At 50.2% G+C, this 12,310-nt stretch carries 11 protein-coding genes and 1 other RNA gene; 8 read left to right on the forward strand and 4 right to left on the reverse strand.

The features are described from left to right. Window positions 1–97 precede the first annotated feature (97 nt). A complete protein-coding gene (locus tag JQN59_RS13150) occupies window positions 98–973 on the reverse strand; it encodes a LysR family transcriptional regulator (protein ID WP_048214311.1) in 876 nt (291 codons plus the stop codon). A 121-nt stretch (window positions 974–1,094) separates the two neighbouring features. On the opposite strand from JQN59_RS13150, the gene JQN59_RS13155 reads away from it, so the two are divergent. Further along, complete coding sequence (locus tag JQN59_RS13155; RefSeq protein WP_032943195.1) at window positions 1,095–1,946, forward strand: Vmh family MBL fold metallo-hydrolase; 852 nt, start codon at window positions 1,095–1,097, stop codon at window positions 1,944–1,946. Window positions 1,947–2,013: 67 nt separating this feature from the next. On the opposite strand, the gene JQN59_RS13160 is transcribed toward JQN59_RS13155, so the two are convergent. From JQN59_RS13160 to ydiJ, 3 genes are all read right to left on the reverse strand, one after another. Beyond that, window positions 2,014–2,202, reverse strand: a complete 189-nt coding sequence (locus JQN59_RS13160) for a YdiH family protein (protein WP_003030540.1) — start codon at window positions 2,200–2,202, stop codon at window positions 2,014–2,016. Between the two features lie 77 nt (window positions 2,203–2,279). Next, complete coding sequence (gene menI, locus JQN59_RS13165; RefSeq protein ID WP_008784603.1) at window positions 2,280–2,690, reverse strand: 1,4-dihydroxy-2-naphthoyl-CoA hydrolase; 411 nt, start codon at window positions 2,688–2,690, stop codon at window positions 2,280–2,282. Beyond that, window positions 2,687–5,743 (reverse strand): D-2-hydroxyglutarate dehydrogenase YdiJ, encoded by a 3,057-nt coding sequence (gene ydiJ / locus JQN59_RS13170; RefSeq protein WP_149607157.1) that lies wholly within the window; start codon window positions 5,741–5,743, stop codon window positions 2,687–2,689. Before ydiJ ends, menI begins: the two co-directional genes overlap by 4 nt. A gap of 213 nt (window positions 5,744–5,956) precedes the next feature. Here ydiJ and ydiK point away from each other — a divergent pair, with 213 nt between their 5' ends. From ydiK to aroD, 7 genes are all read left to right on the forward strand, one after another. After that, window positions 5,957–7,066, forward strand: a complete 1,110-nt coding sequence (ydiK, locus tag JQN59_RS13175) for an AI-2E family transporter YdiK (RefSeq protein WP_003832632.1) — start codon at window positions 5,957–5,959, stop codon at window positions 7,064–7,066. A 183-nt stretch (window positions 7,067–7,249) separates the two neighbouring features. Next, window positions 7,250–7,357, forward strand: an RNA gene (gene rprA, locus JQN59_RS13180) — antisense sRNA RprA. Between the two features lie 157 nt (window positions 7,358–7,514). After that, a complete protein-coding gene (locus JQN59_RS13185; protein ID WP_008784601.1) occupies window positions 7,515–7,871 on the forward strand; it encodes a YdiL family protein in 357 nt (118 codons plus the stop codon). A gap of 48 nt (window positions 7,872–7,919) precedes the next feature. Then, on the forward strand, window positions 7,920–9,140 hold the full coding sequence (locus JQN59_RS13190; RefSeq protein ID WP_103014613.1) for an MFS transporter: 1,221 nt from the start codon (window positions 7,920–7,922) through the stop codon (window positions 9,138–9,140). Window positions 9,141–9,380: 240 nt separating this feature from the next. Beyond that, window positions 9,381–10,616 carry an MFS transporter gene (locus JQN59_RS13195; RefSeq protein ID WP_032943180.1) on the forward strand — a complete coding sequence of 412 codons (1,236 nt, stop codon included), beginning with the start codon at window positions 9,381–9,383 and terminating at the stop codon, window positions 10,614–10,616. Window positions 10,617–10,637: 21 nt separating this feature from the next. Next, window positions 10,638–11,504, forward strand: a complete 867-nt coding sequence (gene ydiB / locus JQN59_RS13200) for a quinate/shikimate dehydrogenase (RefSeq protein ID WP_149607156.1) — start codon at window positions 10,638–10,640, stop codon at window positions 11,502–11,504. Between the two features lie 36 nt (window positions 11,505–11,540). Then, window positions 11,541–12,299: a type I 3-dehydroquinate dehydratase gene (aroD, locus tag JQN59_RS13205; protein WP_048235496.1), complete on the forward strand. Its 759-nt coding sequence runs from the start codon at window positions 11,541–11,543 to the stop codon at window positions 12,297–12,299. The last annotated feature ends 11 nt before the right edge of the window (window positions 12,300–12,310 follow it).

Below are 12,310 nucleotides of genomic sequence, written 5' to 3' on the forward strand. Positions count from 1 at the left end.
CTCTTGAAGGGGCGATAAGAAGAATCTCATACACCGATTAGTTTTTTTTAACACTAATTGCGGTTTGACTATTTTATAAACGCGTTCAATCACATATTTAACGCTGTGCCTCACTGAGCGTGTCCAGCAGCAGGCGTAGCCCTGCGGGTTGATGTTCACGTGAAAGGTACAAACCATAAATCGGCAGGCATTTAGGTTGAAGTTCTGGCAGTAATCGAATTAGCTTTCCCTGCTCCAGCCCTTCCTGCGCCTCCAGCTCTGGCACCAACGCGATCCCCATTCCGGCCACCGCCGACTCGCAGAGCAGCGAAGAGATCCCTGCACTCAAATTCCCTTTAATTGCAACGGAGACAGACTGCCCCTGAGGATCCAAAAAGTGCCAGGATTGTCCGGCAAAACCGCTGTAGTACAGGCAATTGTGCCGTGTGAGATCGTCGATTGTCTCAGGTGTGCCATGTTGATGCAGATAATCTGCAGACGCGCAAAGCACCGATTTACAGTCGCCCAACCGACGGGCAATAGTCCCTGGCTCTGGATTATCTGTTATGCGGATCGCCACATCGATGCGTTCCCCCACAAGGCTTACCGGTTGATTATTGATCTCCACCTCAATACGTAATTGCGGATATTGCGCCATAAACGTCGGCAGAACCGGAGCAAGAATATGCATCGCGGTAAAATGGGCGCAGGCTACACGTAGCGTGCCGGAGGGAATTTGCGCGGCACTGGCGGCACCAATATCCAGCGAAAGTTGCGCCAGAGAACGTGTTTTCACTAATGCCTCTTCACCCGCTGGCGTGATCGTCAAGCGACGCGATGAGCGATGGATAAGCCTTGCGCCTGCCCATTTTTCCATCTCGTCGAGATAACGACTGACCATCGGACGGGAAAGCCCCAACGCACGCGCGGCTGCGCTCAGGCTACCCAAATCACAGATATGGTTGAATACCGTTGCCGCCATCACTCTGTCCATTGTTCCCATCCGATCGTTTTATGAAACTCAGCATGTCCTAATGAGGGAATTCTAACAGATCCGAATATCCTTAAAATACGGGAACTATCAAAAGACAATTTCCTGCACAAGGTTACCTGGTATGAAAGTTAAAACTCTGGCCCTGCTGTTACCTCTGTTTGCGTCTTCAGCTTTCGCCGCGCCGCTACAGCTGGACGTCTATAATCCACAGGATAAGGCTATTTTCCCGGTTTCTTCGACGCTGGTGTCTGGCCCAAAAGAGGCGATTTTGTTTGACGCCCAGTTCAGTACCAAAGATGGCGAACAACTGGTGCAAATGATTCGAGCCAGCGGTAAAACGCTGAAGGCTATTGTGATCACCTCCGGCGATCCGGATTTCTATTTTGGTTTGCAGCCCATCGTTGAGGCCTTCCCACAGGTAAAAGTCCTGGCAACGCCGCAGGTGGTAGACCATATCCGCGCCACCAAAGAGGCCAAGCTGCAGTTCTGGGGCCCGCAAATGAAGGACGGCGCACCAACATCGCTCACCGTTCCGCAGGCGACTACGCAAACGCAGTTCACGGTTGATGACGAAACGCTGGAACTGCGTCACGCCAACGATTATGCAGCGTATATCTGGATCCCGGCGAATCGAGCCATTATTGGCGGCACAGGCGTGGCTTCAGGTATTCACGTCTGGACGGCGGATACACAGTCTGAACAACAACGTAGTGCATGGCGTAGCGTACTGAGCGAAATGCAGAGCTTACAGCCCACTCAGGTGGTACCGGGTCATTACATTGGCGACCGCCCAACCGGTGATAAAGCTATTCGCTTCACCCAGGACTATTTGCAGTCGTTTGAGCAGGCGCTAGGGGCGAAAAAAGGATCGGGTTATGTGATTAAAACCATGACGGCAGCATGGCCAGGCCTTGCAGACGTAAGCTCGCTGGAACTAAGTGCAAAAGTTAACAGCGGCGAGATGAAGTGGTAATGAAGATTTAAGGCAAAAAATAACCCCGAACGCGTGTCGGGGTTTCGTTACGATAAGCATACCGGAATCAATGAACGCCCATGCGCCAGGCAAAATAGATCTCTTCTTTCAGTTCAGTGGAAGAGAGCGCCAACAGATCTGCAAACTCCAGCTCAAGCTGTTTCAGCCTTTTCAGGTACTGAGCCGGTGAAAGATCGGTTTTATCACGACGTAAAAATTCTATTGCCAGTTGGGCAGGGTCTAATTGGGTAGACATATCATCCTCGCTTGTGTTCAAAACCTGCACAGTATAACACCATTCCCTGTGCAGATAATGACCAAAAGCAATATGCATCACAAAATTGCGGTCGTCAGACGCGACGTGCAGCACAATCGACCCTGCTCATCGAAGATTTCTATTTGCCACACCTGGTGACGAGAACCTGTATGTAACGCGCGACATACGCCCCTGACGAGCCCTTCCCGTGCAGAACGGATATGGTTGGCGTTGATCTCCAGGCCCACCACTTTCTGCTCACCCTGAGTACACAAGTAGCCAGCTACCGAACCAATGCTTTCCGCCAGCACCACGGATGCGCCGCCGTGTAACAACCCAAAGGGTTGTTTGGTGCGATGGTCCACCGGCATCGTAGCTTCCAGCGTATCGTCGCCAATGTGCACAAAACGAATATCGAGCAACCCAACCATATTTCCTTCACCCATGGCATTGAGCGCCTCGAGTGTGACTTCACGTTTCCAGATCATCCTATAATCTCCAGCAGTGCCTGTAATGGGTGGCGAACGCCCGTACCTTCAACGCGTTTAACCTGGCTGCGACAGGAGTACCCTGTAGCCAGACAACGGTTACGTGGCAATCGTTGCATTGCCTGGTGCCATGATAACTCATAGATACCCAATGAGTTTTGGTGATTCTTCACTTCGTGACCGTAAGTGCCAGCCATACCACAGCACCCCACGCTGACGTTCTCCAACTTTGCGCCAAAGCGAGCAAAAATAGTCGCCCACTGTGCAGGCGCGCCCGGCAAAGCCGTCACTTCGGTACAGTGGCCAAAGAAGTACCACGGTTCACCGCCAACAGCGACTGACTGCTGTGTTTCCACAGCTTTAGATAACCATTCGTTGGCCAGCAGCACATGGAAATCACCCCGCTGTTCTCCCAGCACCAGCTTGTATTCATCGCGATAACAAAGCACCAGCGCCGGATCAACACCCACCATCGGAATATTCAGCTTCGCTACCCGGTTAAGAAACTCGGATGTCTTTTTCGCCGTTTTGGCAAAACGGTTTAAAAAGCCTTTAATGTGCTGCGCCTTGCCGTTTGGCGAAAACGGCAGCAGTACCGGCTGCATACCCAGTTTTTCTACCAGACGTATAAAATCAGCCACCACCTGCGCATCGTAATAGCTGGTGAACGGATCCTGTACCACCAGCACCGTGCGGGCTTTTTGCTCGAGGCTGAGTAATTCGAGCTGTTCAAGCGTCATGTTGGCAGAACGATGCCCCACCAGTTGGCGTTGCAGCGACGGCGCAGACAATAGCGGTAAATCAACCATTCCAATGTGCTTTTTAGCCAGATTTCGCACCAGCGGCTGATTGATGAAGAAGTTAAACGTTTTAGGCGCCCGCGCCATTAGCGGTGCATAGCTCTCAACGGTCGCCACCATATGATCGCGCAACGGGCGCAGATAACGCGTGTGGTACAGTTGTAGGAAGCGTGAGCGGAACTCCGGCACATCAATTTTAATCGGACACTGTGTGGAACAGGCTTTACACGCCAGGCAACCTGACATCGCCTCTTTTACTTCGTGCGAGAAATCGTATTCACCCTTGCGTGCATGCCAGCTGTTGCGGGTACGGGTAATCAGCGTGCGTAAACTGGCGCGTTTCTCCGGTAGCTCTTTTTCCAGTTGCACAGGATCGATCCCGCGATCGGCCAACAGACGCAGCCATTCACGTACCAGCGTAGCTCGCCCTTTCGGAGAATGGATACGGTTAAGGCTGATTTTCATCGACGGACACATGGGGCTTTTCGCATCGAAGTTAAAGCATAACCCGTTGCCATTACACTCCATTGCCCCACGCCACTCCTGGCGTACGGCCAGCGGGATTTGACGGTCATACGTTCCGCGTTTCACCGCATCCACTTTCATCATCGGCGCATCAACGTCCTCCGGTGGACAGATTTTGCCAGGGTTGAGCCGGTTTTGCGGATCAAACACCGATTTCACTTTGCGCAGTTCACGATACAGTTCATCACCGAAAAACGCCGGACTGTATTCCGCACGAAAACCTTTCCCGTGCTCACCCCACAACAAACCGCCATATTTTGCCGTCAGCGCGACGACATCATCAGAAATGCGTTTCATCAGCACTTCCTGCTGCGGGTCGCACATATCTAAAGCCGGCCTGACGTGCAGCACGCCAGCATCCACGTGGCCGAACATGCCGTAACTCAGACCATGGCTGTCGAGCAGCGCGCGAAACTCGGCAATATAGTCAGCCAGATGCTCCGGAGGAACGCAGGTATCCTCGGCGAACGGAATTGGCTTCGCAGAACCTTTTGCATTGCCCAGGAGACCGACAGCCTTTTTGCGCATGGCGTAAATTCGTTCGACGCCCGCCAGTTCAGTACATAGCTGCCAGCCAATAACGCCCGCTTCCTGACGAGCGATTAACCCATCCAGGCGTTCGCAGAGTGCGCTGACCTGCGAATTAACCAAGGTTTCATCGTCACCGGCAAACTCGACAATATTCAGGCCCAGCATCTCTTTATCCGCTACATCGGTAATCAGTTCGCTTACCGAGTGCCAGACGATGTCTTCACGCGCCAGATTGAGTACTTTGGAGTCGACGGTTTCTACCGACAATGCGCGCGCTTCCACCATCACCGGCGCGTTACGCAACGCCGAATCAAACGAATCGTACTTAACGTTAACCAACTGTCTGACTTTGGGCAGTGGCGTGATATCAAGGCGGGCTTCGGTGATAAACGCCAGCGTACCTTCAGAGCCGGTAAGAATGCGGGTTAAATCAAATTCGGTCATCTCATCGTTAAAGACGTGCCGCAGATCGTAACCCGTCAGGAAGCGATTAAGTTTCGGGAATTTATCCATGATCAGCTGTCGGTTATCGCGACAACGCTCATAAACGGTCTTATAGATACGGCCAATCGTGGTATTGCTGTTACCCAACGTTTGGGCAAGCTCGACCGGCATGGGCTGGGTATCCAGAATATCACCGCCCATCAGCACCGCACGGATGCCCAACACATGATCGGAAGTTTTACCGTAAACCAACGATCCTTGCCCGGACGCATCGGTGTTGATCATCCCGCCGAGCGTTGCCCGGTTACTGGTGGATAATTCCGGGGCAAAGAAATAGCCATATGGCTTCAGAAACTGGTTAAGCTGGTCTTTTATCACCCCGGCTTCTACCCGCACCCAACCTTCTTGCGGGTTGATTTCAATAATGCGGCTCATATAGCGGGACATATCAACAATAATGCCCTGGTTCAGCGCCTGACCGTTAGTCCCGGTGCCGCCGCCGCGCGGGGTAAAAATCAACGAAGAGAATAGCGGTTCTGCCGCCAGACGGGCGATTAGCGCCACATCTGCGGTTGAACGAGGGAAAACGACAGCATCAGGAAGCAGCTGATAAATACTGTTATCCGTCGACATTGTCAGACGATCGGCATAGCTCGTTGCCGTATCACCCGTGAATCCTTGCTGCTCCAGCGCCTGCAAAAAATTGAGCACCAGTTGAACGACACCTGGCGCCTGAGAAATTTGTGGAATCATTATAGTGACCCTTTCCTGCGGTCTGTGTTGTGAATTTAATCGTTTGCGTGTTGCTTTGTTTGTTGTATCACATTTTTTTCTAATACGCTCAGCAGATTTACAGGCAGAATCCGCCTGTTCAAAACCGCTGAAATTGCTCATCATTATAAAGTGTGATTAACGTGTTCACGTCGCGTCAACGTTCTGGCGCAAAGACAAAGGTGAAAAGTATTTATGGTAAATTTCCGTCAGCCCAGGGATATTGCACAAGTGCTGCTATCGGTGCTGTTTTTAGCCATCCTGATTGTGGCCTGTCTCTGGATTGTGCAACCCTTTATCCTCGGTTTTGCCTGGGCAGGCACGATTGTCATTGCGACCTGGCCTATCCTGCTACGCTTACAAAAATTGCTCTGGGGACGTCGTTCACTTGCCGTACTGGTGATGACACTGTTGTTAGTGCTGTTGTTCATCATCCCTATCGCGCTGCTGGTTAACAGTATCGTCGATGGCAGCGGGCCGCTGATCCATGCCGTAACCGCAGGTGATATGACGCTACCGGATCTGGCATGGTTGAACAGCATTCCACTGGTGGGTGCCAAGATGTATGGCGCATGGCACAGTTTACTGGATATGGGCGGTTCGGCCATTATGGCCAAAGTTCGTCCTTATATCGGTACCACCACCACCTGGTTTGTCGGTCAGGCCGCGCATATCGGCCGCTTTATGATGCACTGTGGTCTGATGCTGCTGTTCAGTGCCCTATTGTACTGGCGCGGTGAACAGGTCGCATTAGGTATTCGTCACTTCGCCTGCCGTCTTGCCTCTAAACGTGGCGATGCTGCCATTCTGCTGGCCGCGCAAGCCATTCGCGCCGTCGCATTGGGCGTTGTGGTCACCGCTCTGGTGCAGGCAGTGCTCGGGGGTATTGGTCTGGCGGTAACCGGCGTGCCTTACGCCACGCTGCTGGCGGTATTGATGATACTGTCTTGTCTGGTGCAACTGGGGCCGTTGCCAGTGCTGATTCCGGCCATTATCTGGCTATACTGGACGGGGGATTCCACCTGGGGCACAGTGCTGCTGGTGTGGAGCGGCGTGGTCGGAACACTGGATAACGTAATTCGACCAATGCTGATTCGTATGGGGGCTGATTTGCCACTGATCCTGATTCTCTCCGGGGTCATCGGCGGACTGATTGCCTTCGGCATGATTGGTCTGTTTATCGGTCCAGTAGTGCTGGCCGTTTCCTGGCGTCTGTTCTCCGCCTGGGTAAACGAAGCCCCTGCGCCAGGTACCAATCCGGATGAAATCCTCGAAGAAATTGCTGAAATCGAACGCAATAAGTAATCCAACATCAGGCGGCAGCGCCGCCTGATTGTTTAACAATACTAATCAATCCTCCCTCTTGCGGGATTAGACCCAACCTCGTCCTTCTTTAAAGAATCATTTGTGTCGCAAATTCTTTACAGTTTTTAAACTATTGAGATGAATCTGATCGACGTAAAAAATCACTATGCCTACTATTAGCTCATGGCTTTAGATCAACACATTGATTTATAAGCATGGAAATCCCCTGAGTGAAACAACGAATTGCTGTGTGTAGTCTTTGCCCAACTCCCACGTTGGGCTTTTTTTTGTCTTTCGCGCGCCACTCCACCAACCTTAACGCACCAACACATTATCTTCCCCGTCAAGGAACAAATAATATTGCACAAAATACTGTGACTCTCTTCAAGCAGAAATATCCACAGCAATGTTATTACTATTCCACCGTCTTTTATGAAGTGACCAAATAATGAACGCATTAGAACTACAGGCGATCCGCCATATTTTTGCTATGACGGTGGAAGAAAGCGCCAGGTATATCGCGCGCGATAACAATGTTGCCGCCTGGCAGCAATGGGAAAAGGGTGAAAGAGAAATTCCAGAAGACATCATCCGCATTTGTTCAGAAATGAAAGCAAGGAGGAAGTTAAGAATTAATGCAATTATCGACAAAATAAATAATCGTATCGGTAATAACACCATGCGTTTTTTCCCCGATCTGAACGCTTTTCAGGCGGTTTATCACCACGATGGTTTTCTCGACTGGAAAATCTATCAATCGGCTGCTGTTGAACTCTATGCTCACGATCTCGAGCGTATGTGTTAAGAGATTGCAACGCCATACCTATTTAGCCTCTTCGCTGAGTAACACATTATGAAAAACACCTATTTCTCCACTGCGATAGGGCTGTACCTAAATTACCTGGTGCACGGCATGGGGGTCATTCTGATGAGCCTCAATATGTCTTCGCTGGAACAACAGTGGCAAACCAATGCTGCGGGCGTCTCGATTGTTATTTCCTCACTCGGTATCGGCCGCTTAAGCGTTTTATTAGTGGCAGGGATGCTTTCCGATCGCTACGGTCGCAGACCATTTATTATCCTTGGTATGACCTGCTACCTGATTTTCTTTATTGGCATCATCAATACTCACAGTATTTTTCTTGCCTATGCTTTTGGTTTTTTAGCAGGAATGGCAAACAGTTTTCTCGATGCCGGAACCTATCCCAGCCTGATGGAGGCATTCCCCCGTTCCCCCAGCACAGCCAATATTTTGATAAAAGCCTTCGTCTCCAGCGGTCAGTTCCTGCTGCCAATGATCATCAGCCTGCTGGTGTGGAGCGAACTTTGGTTTGGCTGGTCCTTCCTGCTGGCGGCTGCCGTTATGATACTCAACGGCGTGTTTTTGTTTCGCTGTCGGTTTCCGCCACACCCCGGGCCTCATATCGTCATCCGGGCACAACCTGCTGAACGAGAAACCGCACAACCTGAACATCGTTGCTCCCTGCTCGACCTTGCCAGTTACACCCTGTACGGCTACATCGCAATGGCAACATTTTACCTGGTAAGCCAGTGGCTGGCGCAATACGGACAGTTTGTCGCAGGAATGTCCTATACGTTATCTATCAAACTGTTAAGCATTTATACCTGCGGCTCTCTACTGTGCGTGCTGATCACCGCCCCGCTGGCGCGAAAAGCAGAACGCGCGACATCGATGCTGATGCTGTATACGTTTATCTCATTTGTCGCATTGCTGATGGTTTGTCTGCATCCGACACCCTACGTGGTCATTATCTTTGCGTTTGTCATCGGTTTTTCTTCCGCTGGGGGCGTTGTGCAAATCGGTTTAACGCTCATGGCCGCACGCTTTCCGCATGCGAAGGGCAAAGCGACCGGGATTTACTACAGCGCGGGCAGCATTGCGACCTTCACCATTCCATTGATAACAGCAAAACTCTCAGAAACCAGTATTGCTCACATCATGTGGTTTGATACTGGTATAGCCGCTGTTGGGTTCCTGTTGGCGTTGTTTATTGGTTATCGCAGCTACATCGCGTCAAAGCATCAGCTAAAAATGATACAAGCCGTAGAATAGCGTGGATGCAATATTGTTCCCCCCTTCTGCAAAATAATTGGCATATGTTTTAAAACATCAACAAAACACCGGCTGGCAGAGTTCAATTTCACAGTGTGTTATGCAATATACCTGGTAACTTAAACGCCATGCTATGTAGGCTCTGTGGCTGCTGCCCGGTATATTAATTACAAGGTCGCCGCAATTTAAACAATATCGACGAGCACAGAACAATTTTAAAATCCGCAAGGAGTTGTGAAAATGTCTCAAAGCAAGACCTTTAATACGCCATTTCTTTTGGCGATAACCTGTATTTATTTAAGTTATTTCCTACACGGCATTAGCGTCATTACACTGGCGCAAAATATGACCTCTCTTGCAGAAAAGTTTTCCACCGACAATGCAGGAATTGCCTATTTAATTTCAGGCATTGGTCTGGGGCGACTAGTGAGCATCTTATTCTTTGGCGTGCTCTCAGATAAATTTGGTCGTCGGGCTATCATTCTGTTAGGGGCTATTCTTTATATACTGTTCTTCTTCGGTATTCCCGCCAGCCCTAATCTGATGATTGCCTTTATTCTGGCCGTTTGCGTTGGCGTGGCAAACTCGGCACTGGATACCGGTGGGTACCCGGCGTTAATGGAATGCTTCCCTAAAGCCTCTGGCTCAGCCGTTATCCTGGTGAAAGCTATGGTCTCGTTTGGGCAGATGATCTACCCCATCGTCGTCAGCACCATGCTGCTCAACCATATCTGGTACGGTTATGCGGTCATTATCCCGGGAGCGTTGTTTGTAGTCATTACCCTGATGCTGCTAAAAAGTCGTTTCCCCAGCCAGATGGTGGATGCCGGCATCGCGAAAGATCTGCCACAGATGAACAGTAAACCATTGGTCTGGCTGGAAGGTGTGGCATCCGTCATGTTTGGTGTTGCTGCCTTTTCGACTTTTTACGTCATCGTGGTCTGGATGCCGAAATATGCGATGGCCTTTGCCGGTATGGCAGAATCCGACGCACTGAAAACAATCTCTTACTACAGTATGGGTTCGTTGGTCTGCGTATTTATCTTTGCCGCACTGTTGAAAAAATGGGTACGACCTATTTGGGCAAACGTATTTAACGCCGGACTGGCAACCATCACCGCAGCCGTCATTTATTTATACCCATCTCCGCTGGTATGTAACGCAGGTTCATTTCTCATTGGATTCTCTGCCGCTGGCGGTATTTTACAGCTCGGTGTCTCGGTGATGTCAGAGTTCTTTCCCAAGAGCAAAGCCAAAGTCACCAGTATTTATATGATGATGGGTGGCGTAGCCAACTTTATTATCCCATTAATCACCGGATACCTCTCTAACATTGGTCTGCAATACATTATTTTGCTGGACCTTGCATTTGCTCTGTTGGCTTTTGTCACCGCCATCATCGTCTTTATTCGTTACTACCGCGTATTTGATATCCCCAAAAATGATGTGCGGTTGGGCGAGCGTTATTTTCAATAAATTGTTTAGAAGGAGTATTAAATGGACGTAACTGCAAAATATGAACTGATTGGTTTGATGGCCTACCCTATCAGACACAGTCTGTCGCCTGAAATGCAAAATAAGGCATTAGAAAAAGCGAGATTGCCATTCACTTACATGGCATTTGAAGTTGATAACTCAACGTTTGCTAATGCCATTGCCGGGCTGAAGGCCTTAAAGATGCGGGGTACCGGGGTCTCAATGCCCAACAAGCAGCTGGCATGTGAGTATGTTGATGAATTAACACCCGCAGCCAAGCTGGTCGGCGCAATTAACACTATCGTCAATGATGATGGTTACCTGCGCGGTTACAATACCGATGGCACGGGCCATATTCGTGCAATTAAGGAAAGTGGTTTCGATATCAAAGGTAAAACCATGGTACTGTTGGGCGCAGGCGGTGCGTCGACGGCTATTGGTGCACAGGCAGCGATTGAAGGCATCAAAGAAATTAAACTCTTTAACCGCCAGGATGAGTTTTTTGCCAAAGCGCAGGAGTTTGCCAAACGCGTCAATGAAAACACCGACTGCGTGGTCACCGTTATCGATCTCGCCGATCGCCAGGCTTTTGCTGACGCACTTGCCAGCGCAGATATTTTGACCAACGGCACTAAAGTCGGCATGAAGCCGCTGGAAAATGAATCTCTCGTGACCGACGCTTCCCTGCTGCGTCCGGAACTGCTGGTAACCGAATGCGTCTACAACCCGCATATGACCAAATTATTGCAGCAGGCACAAAGTGCTGGTTGCAAAACAATTGATGGTTACGGCATGTTGTTGTGGCAAGGGGCTGAACAGTTCAAGCTCTGGACCGGGAAAGATTTCCCACTGGAGTATGTGAAACAGGTTATGGGTTTTGCCGCCTGACAGGCAAGCATTTGTACAATAGTTAAAGGGTAATCAATGAAAACCGTAACCGTAAAAAACCTCGTTATTGGCGAGGGTGCGCCGAAGATCATTGTCTCGCTGATGGGTAAAGACATCGCAACGGTAAAAAGCGAAGCGCTGGCCTATCGCGAAGCGGATTTCGACATTCTGGAATGGCGCGTAGACCATTTCGCCGATGTCTCTTCCATTGAGGCGGTGTTGGAAGCTGCGCGCACCATCCGCGATGTGATGGCTGACAAACCACTGCTTTTCACCTTCCGTAGCGCCAAAGAAGGCGGTGAACAGGCTCTGTCTGTCGAGCACTATATTGCACTTAACCGCGCGGCGGTAGACAGCAGTCTGGTGGATATGATCGATCTGGAACTGTTTACCGGTGACGAACTGGTCAAAGCGACCGTCGAGCATGCGCATGCGAAAAATGTCTTTGTGATTATGTCCAATCACGATTTTCATAAGACACCAGCCGCGGAAGAGATTGTCCAGCGCCTGCGTAAAATGCAGGAGCTGGGCGCAGATATTCCGAAGATTGCCTTGATGCCGCAAAATAAAACGGATGTTCTGACGCTGCTTAGTGCCACGCTGGAAATGCAAGAACGCTATGCCGATCGCCCGATAATCACCATGTCGATGGCTAAAACAGGGGTGATTTCACGTCTGTCTGGTGAGGTTTTCGGTTCAGCGGCAACCTTTGGGGCAGTAAAAAAAGCCTCCGCACCAGGACAAATTTCGGTCACCGACCTGCGTACTGTATTGACAATATTGCATCAAGCTTAATTACAGATATA

This window comes from Citrobacter sp. B72 (assembly GCF_016894305.1).
Lineage (GTDB): Bacteria > Pseudomonadota > Gammaproteobacteria > Enterobacterales > Enterobacteriaceae > Citrobacter > Citrobacter portucalensis.